The organism is Mesorhizobium sp. M0663, assembly GCF_040320585.1.
GTDB lineage: Bacteria > Pseudomonadota > Alphaproteobacteria > Rhizobiales > Rhizobiaceae > Mesorhizobium.
Window position 1 is genome coordinate 155,325 of sequence record NZ_JAMYPX010000007.1, and the last position, 17,340, is coordinate 172,664.

Consider the following 17,340-nt stretch of genomic DNA (forward strand, 5'->3'; position numbering starts at 1 on the left):
CGCAGGTTGAGTGTGCTTGGTTTTGCCAGAGGTCGCTTCTTAGCAGAGAACTTGTGCCGGGCAAGTCGCCGGGCTTTGTCGCCGGCCCGCAAGATCGACCGCGATTCAGATCTCTTCAGATCGGCACATCGAACGTCACGATCGACACTTCGCCTTCGAGCGCGCCCTGATAGGCGGACAGATGCGGCTCCTCGTCGGGCACGCCGTCCATGTCGCCGATCTGGTCGAGCTCTGCCTCGGCATAACCTTCCGCGGCAAGCGATTCGAGAGCGCGGCGCACCGCCGAATCGTCGTCCGGCGCGACCAGCATCACATGCACGCCTTCCGCCTTGCCGCCTTTGCGCTTCCACACCCGGCCGGTAATAATGGTGACCGGGCGCTCCTCATTGTCATTCACGGGTTCGTACCTCCGGGCGAGGGGGTTTGGGCTGCTCATGCCGCCTTTTCGCACGAAGCACGGCCTGGAAACAGCCGCAAGCCGGTCACTTTCTGGCTTCCTCTTGAAAAACGGCGCAAGAAAATTACATGCGCTTTTCGCATGGCTGCCACGCCTCGGGTTCAGCGCAATATTTGCCGCTCCGGGGTTGACGGACAGTGGTCATACGAGTAGAAGCCGCCCAGTCAGAACCGATGTGAGGCTCTTGCTTCCGAAGCGACACGCTTTGGAGTTTGCCTCAAACAGGGTTCGTTTTACGAGCGAAAAGACATTTCCGGCGTGCATGAAGCGGCTTCCGCTTCCTCTGCCATTTGTTCGGGCAAGACCGCGAGGCGCGGTTTGTGGCCCGAATTTGCGTATGGAAGTGACGCTTTGAGCGGCCCTGACCGGGCGAGATACGGAATTGAGAGACAAGAGGGTTTAATGCCTACCGTCAACCAGCTGATCCGCAAGCCGCGCATTGCGCCGGTGAAGCGCAACAAGGTCCCGGCCATGCAGCAGAACCCGCAGAAGCGGGGCGTCTGCACGCGCGTCTACACCACGACGCCGAAGAAGCCGAACTCGGCGCTGCGCAAGGTGGCCAAGATCCGCCTGACCAATGGTTTTGAAGTGATCGGTTACATCCCCGGCGAAGGCCACAACCTTCAGGAGCACTCGGTGGTGATGATCCGCGGCGGCCGCGTCAAGGATCTTCCGGGCGTCCGTTACCACATCATCCGCGGCGTGCTCGACACGCAAGGCGTGAAGAACCGCAAGCAGCGCCGTTCGAAATACGGCGCCAAGCGTCCGAAGTGACCGAAGCGTAGCCAAGGTCGTTCCGGGCGGCGTCAAGCGACGATCCGGGATCCAGGCCACCGCGTAGAATTGAGGCAGAGAAAAAATGTCCCGTCGTCACAGTGCAGAAAAGCGTGAGATCAATCCGGACCCGAAGTTCGGCGATCTGATCGTCACCAAGTTCATGAACGCCGTCATGTATGACGGCAAGAAGTCGGTTGCCGAGACCATCGTCTACGGCGCGCTCGACCAGGTTCAGTCCAAGACCAAGCAGGAGCCGGTCACCGTCTTCCATCAGGCGCTCGACAATGTCGCGCCGCATGTGGAAGTGCGTTCGCGCCGCGTCGGCGGCGCCACCTACCAGGTTCCGGTCGACGTGCGCCCCGAGCGCCGTCAGGCATTGGCCATCCGCTGGCTGATCGCCGCCGCCCGCAACCGCAACGAGACCACTATGGTCGACCGCCTCTCCGGCGAGCTGATGGATGCGGCCAACAACCGCGGCACCGCCGTCAAGAAGCGTGAAGACACCCACAAGATGGCAGAAGCCAACCGCGCTTTCGCGCACTACCGCTGGTAAAGCGCGAACGAGACTGAAGAGGCACCTCCCATGGCCCGCGAATATAAAATCGAAGACTACCGCAATTTCGGTATCATGGCGCATATCGACGCCGGCAAGACGACGACCACCGAGCGCGTCCTCTATTACACGGGCAAGTCGCACAAGATCGGGGAAGTCCACGACGGCGCTGCGACCATGGATTGGATGGAGCAGGAGCAGGAGCGCGGCATTACCATCACGTCCGCCGCGACCACGACCTTCTGGAAGGGTCGCGACGGCAAGATGCACCGCTTCAACATCATCGACACCCCCGGCCACGTCGACTTCACCATTGAGGTCGAGCGTTCGCTGCGCGTGCTTGACGGCGCCATCGCGCTGCTCGACGCCAATGCCGGTGTCGAGCCGCAGACGGAAACCGTCTGGCGTCAGGCTGACAAGTACCGCGTGCCGCGCATGATCTTCTGCAACAAGATGGACAAGATCGGCGCCGACTTTTACCGCTCGGTCGAGATGATCGGTTCGCGCCTAGGTGCGCATGCCGTCGTCATGCAGCTGCCGATCGGCGCCGAGACCGAGTTCAAGGGTGTCGTCGACCTCGTCGAGATGAACGCGCTGGTCTGGCGCGACGAGACGCTGGGCGCTGCCTGGGACATCGTCGAGATCCCTGCCGACCTCAAGGCTCGTGCCGAAGAATACCGCGAGAAGATGATCGAGGCCGCCGTCGAAATGGACGAGACGGCGCTCGAGAATTACCTCGAAGGCAAGATGCCGAGCAACGACGAGATCCGTGCGCTCATCCGCAAGGGCACGATCGCGGTGAAGTTCTATCCGATGTTCTGCGGCTCGGCCTTCAAGAACAAGGGCGTGCAGCCGCTGCTCGACGCCGTCGTCGAATATCTGCCGTCGCCGGCCGATGTCCCGGCCATCAAGGGCGTCGACGCCAAGACCGACGCCGAGATCGAGCGTCATGCAGACGACAACGAGCCGCTGTCGATGCTTGCCTTCAAGATCATGAACGACCCGTTCGTCGGTTCGCTCACCTTTGCCCGCATCTATTCGGGCAAGCTCACCAAGGGCATCTCGGTCGACAACACCGTGAAGGGCAAGAAAGAGCGCATCGGCCGCATGTTGCAGATGCATGCGAATTCGCGCGCCGACGTGGAAGAGGCGTTTGCCGGCGACATCGTCGCCCTCGCTGGTCTCAAGGACACCACCACCGGCGACACGCTCAGTGATCCGCTGCATCCGGTCATCCTCGAGCGCATGGAATTCCCCGATCCGGTCATCCAGATCGCCATCGAGCCGAAGACCAAGAACGACCAGGAAAAGATGGGTCTCGCCCTTCACCGCCTGGCCGCCGAGGATCCGTCCTTCCGCGTCAAGACCGACGAGGAATCGGGCCAGACGATCATTTCCGGCATGGGCGAGCTTCACCTCGACATCATCGTCGACCGCATGCGCCGCGAGTTCAAGGTCGAGGCCAATGTCGGCGCGCCGCAGGTGGCCTACCGCGAGACGATCACCCGCAAGCACGAGCAGGACTACACGCACAAGAAGCAGACCGGCGGTACCGGCCAGTTCGCCCGCGTCAAGATACTGTTCGAGCCGAATCCGGAAAGCAGCGAATTCGAGTTCGAAACCAAGATCGTCGGCGGCGCTGTGCCGAAGGAATACATCCCCGGTGTCGAAAAGGGCATCAACAGCGTCATGACCTCGGGCCCGTTCGCCGGCTTCCCGATGATCGGCGTCAAGGCGACGCTGATCGATGGCGCCTACCACGACGTGGACTCGTCGGTTCTGGCCTTCGAAATCGCCGGCCGCGCCTGCTTCCGTGAAGCAGCGCCCAAGCTTGGCGTGCAGTTGCTCGAGCCGATCATGAAGGTCGAAGTGGTGACGCCGGAAGATTACGTCGGCAGCGTTATCGGCGACCTGAACGGCCGTCGCGGCCAGATCCAGGGCCAGGAAGCCCGTGGCGTGGCTGTGGTCATCAACGCGATGGTGCCGCTCGCCAACATGTTCAAATACGTGGACAACCTTCGCTCCATGAGCCAGGGCCGCGCGGCCTACACGATGCAGTTCGACCACTACGAGCCGGTCCCGACCGCGGTCGCCCAGGAAGTCCAGAAGAAATACGCGTAACTCGAAACGAGTTGCATCAGTAACTTAATTCAAGGCCCGCACGGGCTGGCAGGAATGGAGAGATCACATGGCAAAAGGTAAATTCGAGCGCACTAAGCCTCATGTGAACATTGGCACGATTGGTCACGTCGACCATGGCAAGACGTCGCTGACGGCGGCGATCACCAAGTATTTTGGCGAATACAAGCGCTACGACCAGATCGATGCGGCGCCCGAAGAGAAGGCCCGCGGCATCACCATTTCGACGGCGCACGTCGAATACGAGACCGCCAACCGCCACTATGCCCATGTCGACTGCCCCGGCCACGCCGACTATGTGAAGAACATGATCACCGGTGCCGCGCAGATGGACGGCGCGATCCTGGTGGTGTCGGCCGCCGACGGCCCGATGCCGCAGACGCGTGAGCACATCCTGCTCGCCCGCCAGGTCGGCGTGCCCTCGATCGTGGTGTTCTTGAACAAGGTCGACCAGGTCGACGACGCCGAGCTGCTCGAGCTGGTCGAGCTCGAGGTGCGTGAGCTTTTGACCAAGAACGAGTTCCCCGGCGATGACATTCCGATCGTCAAGGGTTCGGCGCTTGCCGCACTTGAAGATTCCGACAAGAAGATCGGCGAGGACGCCATCCGCGAACTGATGGCTGCGGTCGATGCCTACATTCCGACGCCGGTGCGTCCGCTCGACAAGCCGTTCCTGATGCCGATCGAGGACGTGTTCTCGATCTCGGGCCGCGGCACGGTTGTGACCGGCCGCGTCGAGCGCGGCGTGGTCAAGGTCGGCGAGGAGCTGGAGATCGTCGGCATCCGTCCGACCACCAAGACGACCTGCACGGGCGTCGAGATGTTCCGCAAGCTGCTCGACCAGGGCCAGGCCGGCGACAACATCGGCGCGCTGTTGCGCGGTGTCGACCGTGAGGGCGTCGAGCGCGGCCAGGTCCTGGCCAAGCCCGGCACCGTCAAGCCGCACAAGAAGTTCGTTGCCGAAGCCTACATCCTGACCAAGGACGAGGGCGGCCGCCACACGCCGTTCTTCACCAACTACCGTCCGCAGTTCTATTTCCGCACGACGGACGTGACCGGCATCGTGTCGCTGCCGGAAGGCACCGAGATGGTGATGCCGGGCGACAACATCACCGTCGATGTCGAGCTGATCGTGCCGATCGCCATGGAAGAGAAGCTGCGCTTCGCCATCCGTGAAGGCGGCCGCACCGTCGGTGCCGGCATCGTCGTCACCATCAAAGAGTAATTTGGACTTAAACCGATCTGTCGCGGGCGCTGCCCGCGCCGCGCCAGAACAAGGAAGTGACGCATGAACGGACAGAATATCCGCATCCGCCTGAAGGCGTTTGATCACCGGGTGCTCGACGCCTCGACACGGGAAATCGTGTCGACCGCCAAGCGCACCGGCGCCAACGTCCGCGGCCCCATTCCGCTGCCGACGCGGATCGAAAAGTTCACGGTCAACCGGTCGCCTCACGTCGACAAGAAGAGCCGCGAGCAGTTCGAGATGCGCACGCACAAGCGTCTGCTCGACATCGTCGACCCGACCCCGCAGACGGTCGATGCTTTGATGAAGCTCGACCTGGCCGCCGGTGTCGACGTCGAGATCAAGCTCTAAGGAACCAGAGGTCAGCGGGGCGACCCGCAACTCTGAAGGAACAAGAGGCGTGGAGGGGCGACAGCCCCGACAGGGAACTCTAAAGGAATTGAACCGATGCGTTCAGGTGTGATTGCAAAGAAGGTGGGAATGACCCGCATCTACAACGATGCCGGGGAACATGTTCCCGTCACTGTTCTCCAGATGGAGAACTGCCAGGTCGTGGCGCAGCGCACGCAGGAGAAGAACGGCTATACCGCCGTCCAGCTCGGCGTTGGCCTTGCCAAGGTGAAGAACACGTCGAAGGCGATGCGCGGCCATTTCGCGACCGCTTCCGTCGAGCCCAAGGCCAAGGTTGCCGAGTTCCGCGTCTCCGCCGACAACATGATCGATGTTGGCGCCGAGATCACCGTCGAGCACTTCGTCGTCGGCCAGAAGGTCGATGTGACGGGAACCACGATCGGCAAGGGTTTCCAGGGCGTCATCAAGCGGCACCACATGGGTGGCGGCCGCGCGACGCACGGCAACTCGGTGTCGCACCGTACACACGGCTCGACCGGCCAGCGCCAGGATCCGGGCAAGGTGTTCAAGGGCAAGCATATGGCCGGCCACATGGGCGACACCCGCGTCACCACGCAGAATGTCGAGGTCGTCTCGACCGACGCCGATCGCGGCCTGATCCTGATCCGCGGTGCGGTCCCGGGTTCGAAGGGTGCATGGATCCTGGTCCGCGACGCGGCCAAGGTGGCGCTTCCGGCCAATGCGCCGAAGCCCGCCGCGATCCGCGCCGTTGCGACTGACGGTGCCGCCACGAACGAGGCGCCGGCCACAGAGGGAGCGGAATAATGGACCTCAAGATTACAACGCTTGGCGGCAAGGACGCCGGCAAGCTGAAGCTCTCCGAAGAGATTTTCGGCCTCGATCCGCGCGAGGACATCCTGCAGCGCGTCGTGCGCTGGCAGCTTGCCAAGAAGCAGCAGGGCACCCACAAGGCCAAGGGTCGCGCGGAAATCGCCCGCACCGGCGCCAAGATGTACAAGCAGAAGGGTACCGGCCGCGCCCGTCACCATTCGGCTCGCGCTCCGCAGTTCCGCGGCGGCGGCAAGGCCCATGGCCCGGTCGTTCGCAGCCACGAGCACGATCTGCCGAAGAAGGTGCGTGCACTCGGCCTCAAGCATGCGCTTTCGGCCAAGGCCAAGAGCGCGTCGATCATCATCATCGACGAGCTGAAGCTGACCGAGGCCAAGACCAAGGCGCTGATCGCGAATTTCGCGACGCTGGGCCTGAGCAACGCCCTGGTGATCGGCGGCGCCGAGCTTGACAAGAATTTCAAGCTGGCGGCGACCAACATCCCGAACATCGACGTGCTGCCCATCCAGGGCATCAACGTCTACGACATTCTGCGCCGCGGCACGCTGGTCCTTTCCAAGGCCGCCGTCGAGGCTCTCGAGGAGCGCTTCAAATGACCGACCTTCGTCATTACGACGTGATCGTCTCGCCGGCGATCACCGAAAAGTCGACCATGGCTTCCGAGCAGAACCAGGTCGTCTTCAATGTCGCCAAGAAGGCGTCGAAGCCGGAAATCAAGGCCGCCGTCGAAGCGCTGTTCGGCGTCAAGGTGATGGCCGTGAACACGCTTGTCCGCAAGGGCAAGATCAAGCGCTTCCGCGGCACGATCGGCCGCCAGAGCGACGTCAAGAAGGCGGTTGTGACGCTGGCCGAAGGCCAGTCGATCGACGTCGCGACGGGTCTCTGAGCAAGGTCGCGAGGACAGAACAATGGCACTGAAAAAATTCAACCCGGTAACGCCGAGCACCCGTCAGCTGGTCATCGTCGACCGCTCGGGCCTCTACAAGGGCAAGCCCGTCAAGGGCCTGACCGAAGGCCTGACCAAGTCGGGCGGCCGCAACAATTACGGCCGCATCACGGCCCGCTTCATCGGCGGCGGTCACAAGCGCACCTACCGTATCATCGACTTCAAGCGCCGCAAGTTCGACGTCGTCGGCACGGTCGAGCGTATCGAGTACGATCCGAACCGCACCGCCTTCATCGCGCTGATCAAGTATGACGATGGCGAGCTGTCCTACATCATCGCCCCGCAGCGTCTGGCTCCCGGCGACAAGATCGTGGCCGGTGAATCGGTCGACGTGAAGCCGGGCAACGCGATGCCGCTGGCTTCGATGCCGGTCGGCACGATCGTCCACAATATCGAGCTGAAGCCCGGCAAGGGCGCTCAGGTCGCCCGTTCGGCCGGCGGTTATGGCCAGCTCGTCGGCCGCGACCAGGGCATGGCGATCCTGCGCCTCAATTCGGGCGAGCAGCGTGTCGTCCACGGCTCCTGCATGGCCACTGTCGGCGCCGTGTCTAACCCGGACCACGGCAACATCAATGACGGCAAGGCAGGCCGCACCGTGTGGCGCGGCAAACGTCCGCACAATCGCGGCGTGACCATGAACCCGGTCGACCATCCACATGGCGGCGGCGAAGGCCGCACCTCGGGTGGCCGCCATCCGGTTTCGCCCTGGGGCAAGCCGACCAAGGGCAAGAAGACGCGGTCCAACAAGGCGACCGACAAGTTCATCCTGCGCTCGCGCCATCAGCGCAAGAGCTAAGAAGAGGTAACGCCAAGTGACTCGTTCGATTTGGAAAGGCCCCTTCATCGACGGCTACCTTCTGAAGAAGGTGGACAAGGTTCGTGAAGGTGGTCGCAATGAGGTGATCAAGATGTGGAGCCGTCGCTCCACCATCCTGCCGCAGTTCGTCGGCTTCACCTTCGGTGTCTACAACGGCCAGAAGCACGTTCCCGTCTCGGTGAACGAGGACATGGTCGGTCACAAGTTCGGTGAATTCGCTCCGACCCGGACCTATTACGGTCACGGCGCGGATAAGAAGGCGAAGAGGAAATAATCATGGGCAAGGCCAAAGCTCCGCGCAGGCTTGCTGACAACGAAGCGCGCGCCGTGTTGCGCACGATCCGTATCAGCCCGCAGAAGCTGAACCTGGTTGCCGCGTTGATCCGCGGCAAGAAGGTCGCGACAGCGCTTTCCGACCTCGAATTCTCGGCCAAGCGGATTTCCGGCACGGTCAAGAAGACGCTGGAATCGGCGATCGCCAACGCGGAAAACAACCACGACCTCGACGTCGATGCGCTGATCGTGGCGGAAGCCTATGTCGGCAAGTCGATCGTCATGAAGCGGTTCCATGCCCGTGGCCGTGGGCGCGCCAGCCGTATCGAGAAGCCGTTCTCGCACCTCACGATCGTCGTTCGTGAAGTCGAAGAAAAAGGGGAGGCCGCATAATGGGCCAGAAAGTCAATCCGATCGGTCTGCGTCTCGGCATCAACCGCACCTGGGATTCGCGCTGGTTCGCGAACACCGGCGAGTACGGCAAGCTGCTGCACGAGGACATCAAGATCCGCAAATATCTTGAGAAGGAACTCAAGCAGGCTGCGATCTCGAAGGTCGTGATCGAGCGTCCGCACAAGAAGTGCCGCGTCACCATCCATGCGGCGCGTCCGGGCCTGATCATCGGCAAGAAGGGCGCCGACATCGAGAAGCTTCGCAAGAAGCTGATGGAGATGACCAAGTCCGAGACGCATCTGAACATCGTCGAAGTGCGCAAGCCGGAGATCGACGCGACCTTGGTCGCCCAGTCGATCGCCCAGCAGCTCGAGCGCCGCATCGCGTTCCGCCGCGCCATGAAGCGTGCCGTGCAGTCGGCGATGCGCCTCGGTGCCGAAGGCATCCGCATCAACTGCGCCGGCCGTCTCGGCGGCGCCGAGATCGCGCGCATGGAATGGTATCGTGAAGGCCGCGTGCCGCTGCATACGCTGCGTGCCGACGTCGACTACGGCACGGCCGAGGCGAATACGGCCTACGGCATCTGCGGCGTCAAGGTCTGGGTGTTCAAGGGCGAGATCCTCGAGCACGACCCGATGGCTTCGGAGCGCCGCGCCACCGAGGGCGATCATGCGCATGGCGGTGGTGGTGAGCGCGAACGCGGTCGCCGTCGCGAAAACGCGTAAGACATTTAGGAATTTGGAGTTAGAACGATGCTGCAGCCAAAGCGCACAAAGTTCCGCAAGCAGTTCAAGGGCCGCATCCACGGTACCGCCAAGGGCGGCACCAACCTGGATTTCGGTGGTTTCGGGCTGAAGGCGCTTGAGCCGAACCGCGTCACCGCGCGTGAGATCGAGGCGGCCCGCCGCGCGATCACCCGCGAGATGAAGCGTGCCGGCCGCGTGTGGATCCGTATCTTCCCGGACGTGCCGGTGACGTCGAAGCCGACCGAAGTCCGTATGGGTAAGGGCAAGGGCGCGGTCGACTACTGGGCGGCACGCGTCAAGCCGGGCCGCATCATGTTCGAGATCGACGGCGTCAACGAGGAAACCGCCCGTGAGGCGCTGCGTCTCGGCGCGGCCAAGCTCTCGGTCAGGACGCGCTTCGTACAGCGCATCGCAGAATAAGGACGGGCTGATCATGAAAGCCGAAGACATCCGGACCAAGACCCAGGACCAGCTGACCGACGACCTGGCCAGCCTGAAGAAGGAGCAGTTCAACCTGCGCTTCCAGAAGGCCACCGGCCAGCTTGAGAAGACCGCGCGCGTGAGGCAGGTCCGCAAGGACATTGCGCGTATCAAGACCATCGCTGCGGAAAAGTCCGCGGCCAAGAAGGCTTAAGGACGAAAACCATGCCAAAGCGCATTCTGCAGGGCACCGTCGTCAGCGACAAGAACGAGAAGACGGTTGTCGTCAAGGTCGAACGGCGCTTCACGCATCCCGTGATGAAGAAGACCGTGCGCATGACCAAGAAGTACAAGGCGCACGACGAGAACAACGCCCACAAGGTCGGCGATCAGGTGTTCATCCAGGAATCGAAGCCGATTTCCAAGGACAAGCGCTGGGTCGTGGTGTCTTCGGACCAGGCCTGATCAGGGCCAACGAAACGAATTTTGGACAGACCGGGGAGGGGTGAGAGACCCGTCCCGTTAGAAAAGAAGAAGGCGGCCAGTCATGATTCAGATGCAAACAAACCTCGACGTCGCGGATAATTCCGGTGCCCGTCGTGTCATGTGCATCAAGGTGCTGGGCGGCTCGAAGCGGAAATACGCTTCCGTGGGCGACATCATCGTGGTGTCGATCAAGGAAGCCATCCCGCGCGGCCGCGTCAAGAAGGGCGATGTGATGAAGGCGGTCGTGGTTCGCACGGCCAAGGACATCCGCCGCCCGGACGGCAGCGTGATCCGTTTCGACAAGAACGCAGCCGTTCTCGTCGACAACAAGAAAGAGCCGATCGGCACGCGTATCTTCGGACCGGTTCCGCGCGAACTCCGCGCCAAGAACCACATGAAGATCATCTCGCTCGCGCCTGAAGTGCTGTAAGGAGCCGGACCAATGCAAAAGATTAGAAAAGGCGACAAGGTCGTCGTGCTGGCCGGCAAGGACAAGGGCCGTTCGGGCGAAGTCCTTTCGGTACAGCCGAAGGATGACACCGCGCTGGTGCGCGGCGTCAACCTGATCCGTCGTCACCAGAAGCAGTCCCAGTCCCAAGAGGGCGGGATCATCACCAAGGAAGCGCCGATCCAGCTGTCGAACATCGCGCTGGCCGACCCCAAGGATGGCAAGCCGACCCGCGTCGGCTTCATCTTCCAGAAGGACGGCAAGAAGGTGCGCGTCGCCAAGCGCTCGGGAGAAGTCATCAATGGCTAAGGCTCAAACCAAGCAGGCAACTGCCCAGAACACGCCGCGCCTCAAGCAGGTCTACAACGAGACCATCCGCAAGGCGCTGCAGGAGCAGTTCGGCTACGAGAACGAGATGCAGGTTCCGCGCATCGACAAGATCGTGCTGAACATGGGCGTCGGCGAGGCGACCGGCGATTCGAAGAAGCCTTCGATCGCGGCGGAAGACCTTGCGATGATCGCCGGCCAGAAGGCCGTTGTCACCCGCGCCCGCAATTCGATCGCCGGCTTCAAGGTCCGCGAGAAGATGCCGATCGGCGCCAAGGTCACGCTACGCAAGGAACGCATGTACGAGTTCCTCGACCGCCTCGTGAACATCGCACTGCCGCGCGTCCGCGACTTTCGCGGACTTAATCCGAAGAGCTTCGATGGCCGTGGCAACTATGCCATGGGCATCAAGGAACACATCGTGTTTCCGGAGATCAACTACGACAAGGTTGATCAGATCTGGGGCATGGACGTCATCGTTTGTACGACTGCGAAGACGGACGACGAAGCCAGGGCATTGCTCAAGGCCTTCAACTTCCCCTTCCGCCAGTAACGGCAGCGAGAAAAGGAAAATCTGAAATGGCAAAGACCAGCTCAGTCGAGAAGAACAACAGGCGCCGCAAGCTTGCGGACCAGTTCGCTGCCAAGCGCAAGGTGCTCAAGGCGATCATCATGGATCAGTCCAAGCCGATGGAAGAGCGCTTCCGCGCCCAGCTGAAGCTTTCGGCGCTGCCGCGCAACTCGGCCAAGACCCGCATTCGCAACCGCTGCGAAGTCACCGGACGTCCGCGTGCCTATTATCGCAAGCTCAAAGTATCGCGTATCGCGCTTCGTGATCTCGGCAATAACGGCCAGATCCCGGGCCTGGTCAAGTCGAGCTGGTAAGGAGGACATAACATGTCATTGAGCGATCCTCTCGGCGATATGCTGACCCGCATCCGCAACGCGTATGGCCGCAAGAAGTCGAGCGTTTCGACGCCGGCCTCGCGCCTGCGTACCCGCGTCCTCGACGTGCTGAAGGCGGAAGGCTATATCCGCGACTACAGCCAGACCGACTTCGACAACGGCAAGTCCGAAATCGAGATCGAGCTGAAGTATTTCGATGGTGCGCCGGTGGTGCGCGAAATCGCTCGGGTCTCGAAGCCCGGCCGCCGCGTCTACGTTTCGGCCAAGTCGATACCGCACGTCGCCAACGGCCTCGGCATCGCCATCCTTTCGACGCCGAAGGGCGTGATGGCCGACCACGAAGCGCGTGAACAGAATGTCGGCGGGGAAATCCTCTGCCAGATCTTCTGATCTGGTATGTGACCCGGTTGGAAACAGGTTTTCGGGATCTAGTCCCGAAAGCCGAGACCTGAAACAAGAGAAGTGACGAGGACAACAAAATGTCTCGTATTGGAAAGAAACCCGTTTCGCTGCCGCAGGGCGTGACCGCGACCGTCAACGGCCAGACCGTGACGGCGAAGGGTCCGAAGGGCGAGCTGAAGTTCGTGGTGAACGACGAAGTGCTGGTCAAGATGGAAGGCAGCGAGATCGCTGTCCAGCCGCGCGACCAGACCAAGACTGCCCGTTCCAAGTGGGGCATGTCACGCACGCAGATCGTCAACATCCTGCAGGGCGTCAAGGACGGCTTCGAAAAGAAGCTCGAGATCACCGGCGTCGGCTATCGTGCCGCCATGCAAGGCAAGAACCTGCAGCTGGCGCTCGGCTTCAGCCATGACGTCGTCTACGAGACGCCGCAGGGCGTGACGATTTCGGTGCCGAAGCCGACGGAAATCACGGTGACCGGCATCGACAAGCAGCAGGTCGGCCAGGTCGCCGCCGAGATCCGCGAGTATCGTAGCCCCGAGCCCTACAAGGGCAAGGGCGTTCGCTATGCTGGCGAGAAGATCGTCCGCAAGGAAGGCAAGAAGAAGTAATTTTAACGCCGCGGGGAGCGGTCGCGGGAGGCTCGTCCTACCGCATATGGTTGCCCCCGTTTTTTGAAGGCAAGGAACTGATATCATGGGCTCGAAAGAATCCACCCAACGCCGCGCCCAGCGCGTCCGCCGCCAGATCAAGAAGGTTGCCGGCGATCGTCCGCGCTTGTCGGTCCATCGCACGTCGAAGAACATCTATGTCCAGGTGATCGACGACGCCAAGGGCCACACCATCGCGGCTGCTTCGACGCTCGAGAAGGAGCTCAAGGGCTCGCTCAAGACCGGCGCCGACACCGCGGCTGCAGCTGCCATCGGAAAGCTGATCGCCGAACGCGCCTCGAAGGCCGGCGTCAAGGAAGTCGTCTTCGACCGCGGCGCCTATATCTACCACGGCCGCGTCAAGGCGCTGGCCGAGGCTGCCCGTGAAGGTGGTCTGAGCTTCTAGAGCCTGATCCCGAAAAGTTGCAGACTTTTCGGATAAGATCATGCGAAGGAAAAAAGAGTTTTCGCCCCGGCGACCCGCAGAGGTGCCGGATATCATCATCAACCGTGCTTCCGGAAAAAAACAAGGAACAGGATATGGCACAGGAACGTAGGGATGGCGGCCGCGGCCGTGATCGCGAAGAGCGCGACGACGGCATGGTCGACAAGCTCGTCCACATCAACCGTGTCGCCAAAGTCGTCAAGGGCGGCCGGCGCTTCGGCTTTGCGGCACTTGTCGTCGTCGGCGACCAGAAGGGCCGCGTCGGCTTCGGCCACGGCAAGGCGCGCGAAGTGCCGGAGGCGATCCGCAAGGCGACCGAATCGGCCAAGCGCGACATGATCTTCGTGCCGCTGCGCTCAGGCCGCACGCTGCACCACGACGTCGAGGGACGCTGGGGCGCGGGACGCGTTCTGCTGCGCGCCGCCAAGCAAGGTACCGGCATCATCGCCGGCGGCCCGATGCGCGCCGTTTTCGAGACGCTCGGCATGCATGACGTGGTCGCCAAGTCGATGGGTTCTTCGAACCCCTACAACATGGTTCGCGCCACTTTCGACGCGCTGAAGAGCCAGATGCATCCGAAGGATGTGGCTGCCGCGCGCGGCATCAAGTATTCGACCCTTCAGGCCCGCCGCGGCACCGCCGTTGCGGCTGAAGAATAGTCGACGCTGACCAGGGATCTGACCATGGCCAAGAAAGCAACCAAGACCATCACCGTCGAGCAGATCGGTTCGCCGATCCGCCGGCCGAAGGAGCAGCGCGCAACGCTGGTCGGCCTCGGCCTCAACAAGATGCACAAGCAGCGCACGCTGGAGGATACGCCCTCGGTGCGCGGCATGATCGCTGCCGTCCAGCATCTCGTCCGCGTCGTGGACGAGGGCTGAGCCAGAGCGCAGGAGAACCCAGATGAAACTCAATGATCTGCGTGACAAGGACGGCGCGACGCACTCCAAGAAGCGTCTCGGCCGTGGCATCGGTTCCGGTTCGGGCAAGACCGCCGGTCGCGGCGTCAAGGGCCAGAAGGCGCGCTCCGGCGTCGCCGTCAACGGCTTCGAGGGTGGCCAGATGCCGCTCTACCGCCGCCTGCCGAAGCGCGGCTTCAACAATATCTTCGCCAAGAGCTTCACCGTCGTGTCGCTGGCCCGCATCCAGGCGGCGCTCGATGCCAAGAAGCTCGACGCTAAGACAGTTGTAACAGCCGAGGCGCTGGTTGCGGCAGGTGTCATCCGTCGCGTCAAGGACGGCGTGCGCATCCTTTCAGACGGCGACATCAAGGCCAAGCTTGCCTTCGAAGTGGCCGGAGCCTCCAAGGCCGCGATCGAGAAGATCGAAAAGGCCGGCGGCTCGGTGAAGCGGCCTGAGAAGGCAGCCGCCGAGTAACGGCAATTTGAAGCACGGCCGGCAAAGGTGGAATTCGGTTTTGCCTGCGGTCGTGCTTTGATCTGACAGATGTGGCGGCCGCATCAACGCGGCCGCTTGCATGTTTGCAGTCCGGAGCTTATCTCGTGAGCTTCGGTGACACGCGCCGCCTGAGCTGCGGGCATCGAGCGTGACCAAGCGGAGAATCAGGCATGGCTTCGGCTGCTGAACAACTAGCCTCGAATCTGAATTTTTCGGCCTTCGCCAAAGCCGAGGATCTGAAGAAGCGCATCTGGTTCACCATCGGCGCGCTGCTCGTCTACCGCCTTGGCACCTATATCCCGCTGCCCGGCATCAATCCCGACGCTTTCGCCCAGGCCTTCTCGTCGCAGAGCAAGGGCGTGCTCGGCATGTTCAACATGTTCGCCGGCGGCGCCGTGCAGCGCATGGCGATCTTTGCCCTCGGCATCATGCCCTATATCTCGGCCTCCATCATCATGCAGCTGATGACCTCGGTCATTCCGTCGCTGGAAGCGCTGAAGAAGGAAGGCGAGCAGGGCCGCAAGATCATCAACCAGTACACGCGCTACGGCACCGTGCTTCTGGCGCTGGTTCAGGCGTACGGCATTTCGGTCGGGCTTGAGGGCGGCAACGGCATCGTCAACGATCCCGGCATGTTCTTCCGCATCTCTACCGTCGTCACGCTGGTCGGCGGCACCATGTTCCTGATGTGGCTTGGCGAGCAGATCACTGCTCGCGGCATCGGCAACGGCATTTCGCTGATCATCTTCTCCGGCATCGTCGCCGGCCTGCCGCGCGCCATCTCCGGCACGCTGGAGCTTGGCCGCACCGGCGCCTTGTCGACCGGCCTGATCCTGGCGATCATCGTGCTGGCCATCATCGTCATCGCGCTGATCGTCTTCTTCGAGCGCGCCCAGCGCCGCCTGCTGATCCAGTATCCCAAGCGCCAGGTCGGCAATCGCATGTTCCAGGGCGATACCTCGCATCTGCCGCTGAAGCTTAACACCTCCGGCGTCATTCCGCCGATCTTCGCCTCGTCGCTGCTGCTGCTTCCGGCAACGGTTGCCGGCTTCTCGCAGACCACCAATATGCCTGCATGGGCCAGCACCATCCTGGCGGCGCTCGGCCACGGCCAGCCGCTCTATATGGCCTTCTACGCGGCGATGATCGTGTTCTTCGCCTTCTTCTATACGGCGATCGTCTTCAATCCGAAGGACACCGCCGACCAGCTCAAGAAGCATTCGGGCTTCATCCCGGGCTATCGTCCGGGCGAGCGCACTGCGGACTATATTGACTATGTGCTCACCCGCATCACCGTCGTCGGCGCCATTTATCTGGTGCTGGTGTGTCTGCTGCCCGAGTTCCTGATTTCAGCGACTGGCGTACCGTTCTACCTTGGTGGCACTTCGCTCCTGATCGTGGTCAGTGTAACGCTCGATACGGTGGCGCAGATTCAGGGTCACCTGATCGCGCACCAGTATGAGGGCCTGATCAAGAAGTCGAAGCTGCGCGGGGGGAAAAAGGCCAGATGAGGTTGATATTGCTTGGACCGCCGGGGGCGGGCAAGGGGACACAAGCACTAAGACTGGTAGAACGACACGGCATCCCACAGCTTTCCACGGGGGACATGCTGCGTGCTGCTGTCCAGGCTGGCACCGAAGTCGGCAAGCGCGCCAAGGCGGTGATGGACGCTGGCGAACTGGTGTCCGACGCTATCGTCAACGCCATCGTGGCCGAGCGCATCGATCAAGCTGATTGCGCAAACGGCTTCATCCTTGACGGGTATCCCCGAACTCTGGTGCAAGCGGACGCCGTTGAGGAAATGCTGTCGGATCGCGGACTGGAGCTAGACGCGGTCATCGAATTTGTTGTCGACGACAAGGCGCTGGTTGGCCGAATCGTCAAGCGCGCCGAAGAAGCCAAGGCCGCAGGCCTGCCGGTGCGCAAGGACGACAGTCCAGCGGTGTTCGAAGAACGCTTGAGGGAATATTACAAGAAAACCTCGCCGCTGATCGGCTACTACTACGCCAAGGGCAAACTCAGGGGCGTCGATGGCATGGCCGACATCGATGCGGTGACGCAGCAGATCGAGGCGGTGCTCAGGGCGACGACCCGGAAAGTCGGCCAGGCGGCCGGCTAGAGAATCGAACGATTGCGCTTGACTGGAGCGGTCCGCTGGGGTATGGCGGCCCGTCTTCCTATCAGGCATGAGGCTTGCTTGTCCGCAAGGGCAAGGCAGGCCGCTTTGAACTGGAAACTCCCGCAAGGGCCGGCCTCCACCGGACGCGGGGCAACTTGAAGCGCCGGCTCGTCCGGCCTATATGGAGAAGAG

Annotated in this window: 28 protein-coding genes; 27 read left to right on the top strand and 1 reads right to left on the bottom strand. The window is 62.1% G+C overall.

Annotated elements, in window-relative coordinates:
* Nucleotides 1–115: 115 nt before the first annotated feature.
* Complete coding sequence (locus tag NKI54_RS15965; protein ID WP_352636966.1) at nucleotides 116–397, bottom strand: transcriptional regulator; 282 nt, start codon at nucleotides 395–397, stop codon at nucleotides 116–118.
* Nucleotides 398–859: 462 nt separating this feature from the next.
* Here NKI54_RS15965 and rpsL point away from each other — a divergent pair, with 462 nt between their 5' ends.
* The 27 genes from rpsL (at nucleotide 860) to NKI54_RS16100 (ending at nucleotide 17,148) form a co-directional block, all read left to right on the top strand.
* On the top strand, nucleotides 860–1,231 hold the full coding sequence (gene rpsL / locus NKI54_RS15970; protein ID WP_006333356.1) for a 30S ribosomal protein S12: 372 nt from the start codon (nucleotides 860–862) through the stop codon (nucleotides 1,229–1,231).
* Between the two features lie 85 nt (nucleotides 1,232–1,316).
* A complete protein-coding gene (gene rpsG, locus NKI54_RS15975) occupies nucleotides 1,317–1,787 on the top strand; it encodes a 30S ribosomal protein S7 (protein ID WP_008875664.1) in 471 nt (156 codons plus the stop codon).
* Nucleotides 1,788–1,817: 30 nt separating this feature from the next.
* Nucleotides 1,818–3,908, top strand: a complete 2,091-nt coding sequence (gene fusA, locus NKI54_RS15980; protein ID WP_023680448.1) for an elongation factor G — start codon at nucleotides 1,818–1,820, stop codon at nucleotides 3,906–3,908.
* A gap of 67 nt (nucleotides 3,909–3,975) precedes the next feature.
* On the top strand, nucleotides 3,976–5,151 hold the full coding sequence (gene tuf, locus NKI54_RS15985; protein ID WP_254817137.1) for an elongation factor Tu: 1,176 nt from the start codon (nucleotides 3,976–3,978) through the stop codon (nucleotides 5,149–5,151).
* A 63-nt stretch (nucleotides 5,152–5,214) separates the two neighbouring features.
* The gene (gene rpsJ, locus NKI54_RS15990) at nucleotides 5,215–5,523 is read left to right on the top strand and encodes a 30S ribosomal protein S10 (protein WP_006205468.1); all 309 of its coding nucleotides are present in this window, start codon (nucleotides 5,215–5,217) and stop codon (nucleotides 5,521–5,523) included.
* A 96-nt stretch (nucleotides 5,524–5,619) separates the two neighbouring features.
* Nucleotides 5,620–6,348 carry a 50S ribosomal protein L3 gene (gene rplC / locus NKI54_RS15995; RefSeq protein WP_023675141.1) on the top strand — a complete coding sequence of 243 codons (729 nt, stop codon included), beginning with the start codon at nucleotides 5,620–5,622 and terminating at the stop codon, nucleotides 6,346–6,348.
* Nucleotides 6,348–6,968: a 50S ribosomal protein L4 gene (gene rplD / locus NKI54_RS16000; RefSeq protein WP_023675140.1), complete on the top strand. Its 621-nt coding sequence runs from the start codon at nucleotides 6,348–6,350 to the stop codon at nucleotides 6,966–6,968. The genes rplC and rplD overlap by 1 nt, the downstream gene beginning before the upstream one ends.
* Nucleotides 6,965–7,258, top strand: coding sequence for a 50S ribosomal protein L23 (locus NKI54_RS16005; protein ID WP_023675139.1), 294 nt, complete (start codon nucleotides 6,965–6,967; stop codon nucleotides 7,256–7,258). Before rplD ends, NKI54_RS16005 begins: the two co-directional genes overlap by 4 nt.
* 22 nt (nucleotides 7,259–7,280) lie before the next feature.
* Nucleotides 7,281–8,114, top strand: a complete 834-nt coding sequence (gene rplB / locus NKI54_RS16010) for a 50S ribosomal protein L2 (protein WP_023675138.1) — start codon at nucleotides 7,281–7,283, stop codon at nucleotides 8,112–8,114.
* A 16-nt stretch (nucleotides 8,115–8,130) separates the two neighbouring features.
* Complete coding sequence (rpsS, locus tag NKI54_RS16015; protein ID WP_006205463.1) at nucleotides 8,131–8,409, top strand: 30S ribosomal protein S19; 279 nt, start codon at nucleotides 8,131–8,133, stop codon at nucleotides 8,407–8,409.
* Nucleotides 8,410–8,411: 2 nt separating this feature from the next.
* On the top strand, nucleotides 8,412–8,801 hold the full coding sequence (gene rplV / locus NKI54_RS16020) for a 50S ribosomal protein L22 (RefSeq protein WP_006205462.1): 390 nt from the start codon (nucleotides 8,412–8,414) through the stop codon (nucleotides 8,799–8,801).
* Complete coding sequence (rpsC, locus tag NKI54_RS16025; RefSeq protein WP_023675137.1) at nucleotides 8,801–9,526, top strand: 30S ribosomal protein S3; 726 nt, start codon at nucleotides 8,801–8,803, stop codon at nucleotides 9,524–9,526. Before rplV ends, rpsC begins: the two co-directional genes overlap by 1 nt.
* A gap of 27 nt (nucleotides 9,527–9,553) precedes the next feature.
* A complete protein-coding gene (rplP, locus tag NKI54_RS16030; RefSeq protein ID WP_006205460.1) occupies nucleotides 9,554–9,967 on the top strand; it encodes a 50S ribosomal protein L16 in 414 nt (137 codons plus the stop codon).
* 13 nt (nucleotides 9,968–9,980) lie between these two features.
* A complete protein-coding gene (gene rpmC, locus NKI54_RS16035) occupies nucleotides 9,981–10,181 on the top strand; it encodes a 50S ribosomal protein L29 (RefSeq protein ID WP_006205459.1) in 201 nt (66 codons plus the stop codon).
* Nucleotides 10,182–10,192: 11 nt separating this feature from the next.
* The gene (gene rpsQ / locus NKI54_RS16040; protein WP_023675136.1) at nucleotides 10,193–10,432 is read left to right on the top strand and encodes a 30S ribosomal protein S17; all 240 of its coding nucleotides are present in this window, start codon (nucleotides 10,193–10,195) and stop codon (nucleotides 10,430–10,432) included.
* Nucleotides 10,433–10,514: 82 nt separating this feature from the next.
* Nucleotides 10,515–10,883, top strand: coding sequence for a 50S ribosomal protein L14 (gene rplN, locus NKI54_RS16045; protein WP_006205457.1), 369 nt, complete (start codon nucleotides 10,515–10,517; stop codon nucleotides 10,881–10,883).
* A 12-nt stretch (nucleotides 10,884–10,895) separates the two neighbouring features.
* Entirely contained in the window at nucleotides 10,896–11,210 is a 315-nt protein-coding gene (rplX, locus tag NKI54_RS16050; protein WP_254817150.1) for a 50S ribosomal protein L24, read from the top strand.
* Nucleotides 11,203–11,781, top strand: a complete 579-nt coding sequence (rplE, locus tag NKI54_RS16055; RefSeq protein WP_008875670.1) for a 50S ribosomal protein L5 — start codon at nucleotides 11,203–11,205, stop codon at nucleotides 11,779–11,781. Before rplX ends, rplE begins: the two co-directional genes overlap by 8 nt.
* 26 nt (nucleotides 11,782–11,807) lie before the next feature.
* On the top strand, nucleotides 11,808–12,113 hold the full coding sequence (gene rpsN / locus NKI54_RS16060; RefSeq protein ID WP_023675134.1) for a 30S ribosomal protein S14: 306 nt from the start codon (nucleotides 11,808–11,810) through the stop codon (nucleotides 12,111–12,113).
* 12 nt (nucleotides 12,114–12,125) lie between these two features.
* Nucleotides 12,126–12,524, top strand: coding sequence for a 30S ribosomal protein S8 (gene rpsH, locus NKI54_RS16065; RefSeq protein ID WP_006205453.1), 399 nt, complete (start codon nucleotides 12,126–12,128; stop codon nucleotides 12,522–12,524).
* 89 nt (nucleotides 12,525–12,613) lie between these two features.
* Nucleotides 12,614–13,147, top strand: coding sequence for a 50S ribosomal protein L6 (gene rplF / locus NKI54_RS16070; RefSeq protein ID WP_023675133.1), 534 nt, complete (start codon nucleotides 12,614–12,616; stop codon nucleotides 13,145–13,147).
* A gap of 85 nt (nucleotides 13,148–13,232) precedes the next feature.
* Nucleotides 13,233–13,592: a 50S ribosomal protein L18 gene (rplR, locus tag NKI54_RS16075; RefSeq protein WP_023675132.1), complete on the top strand. Its 360-nt coding sequence runs from the start codon at nucleotides 13,233–13,235 to the stop codon at nucleotides 13,590–13,592.
* 134 nt (nucleotides 13,593–13,726) lie between these two features.
* The gene (gene rpsE, locus NKI54_RS16080; RefSeq protein ID WP_006333394.1) at nucleotides 13,727–14,290 is read left to right on the top strand and encodes a 30S ribosomal protein S5; all 564 of its coding nucleotides are present in this window, start codon (nucleotides 13,727–13,729) and stop codon (nucleotides 14,288–14,290) included.
* A 24-nt stretch (nucleotides 14,291–14,314) separates the two neighbouring features.
* On the top strand, nucleotides 14,315–14,512 hold the full coding sequence (gene rpmD, locus NKI54_RS16085) for a 50S ribosomal protein L30 (RefSeq protein WP_006205449.1): 198 nt from the start codon (nucleotides 14,315–14,317) through the stop codon (nucleotides 14,510–14,512).
* A 22-nt stretch (nucleotides 14,513–14,534) separates the two neighbouring features.
* Nucleotides 14,535–15,008, top strand: a complete 474-nt coding sequence (gene rplO, locus NKI54_RS16090; protein WP_352691946.1) for a 50S ribosomal protein L15 — start codon at nucleotides 14,535–14,537, stop codon at nucleotides 15,006–15,008.
* Between the two features lie 191 nt (nucleotides 15,009–15,199).
* Nucleotides 15,200–16,540, top strand: coding sequence for a preprotein translocase subunit SecY (secY, locus tag NKI54_RS16095; protein WP_023675130.1), 1,341 nt, complete (start codon nucleotides 15,200–15,202; stop codon nucleotides 16,538–16,540).
* On the top strand, nucleotides 16,537–17,148 hold the full coding sequence (locus NKI54_RS16100; protein ID WP_352684844.1) for an adenylate kinase: 612 nt from the start codon (nucleotides 16,537–16,539) through the stop codon (nucleotides 17,146–17,148). Before secY ends, NKI54_RS16100 begins: the two co-directional genes overlap by 4 nt.
* Nucleotides 17,149–17,340 lie beyond the last annotated feature (192 nt).

What these genes read in the sequence shown, in the direction of transcription:
- rpsL (WP_006333356.1), top strand. Translation starts at nt 860, where the DNA reads ATGCCTACCGTCAACCAGCTGATCCGCAAGCCGCGCATTGCGCCGGTG.
- rpsG (WP_008875664.1), top strand. Translation starts at nt 1,317, where the DNA reads ATGTCCCGTCGTCACAGTGCAGAAAAGCGTGAGATCAATCCGGACCCG.
- fusA (WP_023680448.1), top strand. Translation starts at nt 1,818, where the DNA reads ATGGCCCGCGAATATAAAATCGAAGACTACCGCAATTTCGGTATCATG.
- tuf (WP_254817137.1), top strand. Translation starts at nt 3,976, where the DNA reads ATGGCAAAAGGTAAATTCGAGCGCACTAAGCCTCATGTGAACATTGGC.
- rpsJ (WP_006205468.1), top strand. Translation starts at nt 5,215, where the DNA reads ATGAACGGACAGAATATCCGCATCCGCCTGAAGGCGTTTGATCACCGG.
- rplC (WP_023675141.1), top strand. Translation starts at nt 5,620, where the DNA reads ATGCGTTCAGGTGTGATTGCAAAGAAGGTGGGAATGACCCGCATCTAC.
- rplD (WP_023675140.1), top strand. Translation starts at nt 6,348, where the DNA reads ATGGACCTCAAGATTACAACGCTTGGCGGCAAGGACGCCGGCAAGCTG.
- NKI54_RS16005 (WP_023675139.1), top strand. Translation starts at nt 6,965, where the DNA reads ATGACCGACCTTCGTCATTACGACGTGATCGTCTCGCCGGCGATCACC.
- rplB (WP_023675138.1), top strand. Translation starts at nt 7,281, where the DNA reads ATGGCACTGAAAAAATTCAACCCGGTAACGCCGAGCACCCGTCAGCTG.
- rplV (WP_006205462.1), top strand. Translation starts at nt 8,412, where the DNA reads ATGGGCAAGGCCAAAGCTCCGCGCAGGCTTGCTGACAACGAAGCGCGC.
- rpsC (WP_023675137.1), top strand. Translation starts at nt 8,801, where the DNA reads ATGGGCCAGAAAGTCAATCCGATCGGTCTGCGTCTCGGCATCAACCGC.
- rplP (WP_006205460.1), top strand. Translation starts at nt 9,554, where the DNA reads ATGCTGCAGCCAAAGCGCACAAAGTTCCGCAAGCAGTTCAAGGGCCGC.
- rpmC (WP_006205459.1), top strand. Translation starts at nt 9,981, where the DNA reads ATGAAAGCCGAAGACATCCGGACCAAGACCCAGGACCAGCTGACCGAC.
- rpsQ (WP_023675136.1), top strand. Translation starts at nt 10,193, where the DNA reads ATGCCAAAGCGCATTCTGCAGGGCACCGTCGTCAGCGACAAGAACGAG.
- rplN (WP_006205457.1), top strand. Translation starts at nt 10,515, where the DNA reads ATGATTCAGATGCAAACAAACCTCGACGTCGCGGATAATTCCGGTGCC.
- rplX (WP_254817150.1), top strand. Translation starts at nt 10,896, where the DNA reads ATGCAAAAGATTAGAAAAGGCGACAAGGTCGTCGTGCTGGCCGGCAAG.
- rplE (WP_008875670.1), top strand. Translation starts at nt 11,203, where the DNA reads ATGGCTAAGGCTCAAACCAAGCAGGCAACTGCCCAGAACACGCCGCGC.
- rpsN (WP_023675134.1), top strand. Translation starts at nt 11,808, where the DNA reads ATGGCAAAGACCAGCTCAGTCGAGAAGAACAACAGGCGCCGCAAGCTT.
- rpsH (WP_006205453.1), top strand. Translation starts at nt 12,126, where the DNA reads ATGTCATTGAGCGATCCTCTCGGCGATATGCTGACCCGCATCCGCAAC.
- rplF (WP_023675133.1), top strand. Translation starts at nt 12,614, where the DNA reads ATGTCTCGTATTGGAAAGAAACCCGTTTCGCTGCCGCAGGGCGTGACC.
- rplR (WP_023675132.1), top strand. Translation starts at nt 13,233, where the DNA reads ATGGGCTCGAAAGAATCCACCCAACGCCGCGCCCAGCGCGTCCGCCGC.
- rpsE (WP_006333394.1), top strand. Translation starts at nt 13,727, where the DNA reads ATGGCACAGGAACGTAGGGATGGCGGCCGCGGCCGTGATCGCGAAGAG.
- rpmD (WP_006205449.1), top strand. Translation starts at nt 14,315, where the DNA reads ATGGCCAAGAAAGCAACCAAGACCATCACCGTCGAGCAGATCGGTTCG.
- rplO (WP_352691946.1), top strand. Translation starts at nt 14,535, where the DNA reads ATGAAACTCAATGATCTGCGTGACAAGGACGGCGCGACGCACTCCAAG.
- secY (WP_023675130.1), top strand. Translation starts at nt 15,200, where the DNA reads ATGGCTTCGGCTGCTGAACAACTAGCCTCGAATCTGAATTTTTCGGCC.
- NKI54_RS16100 (WP_352684844.1), top strand. Translation starts at nt 16,537, where the DNA reads ATGAGGTTGATATTGCTTGGACCGCCGGGGGCGGGCAAGGGGACACAA.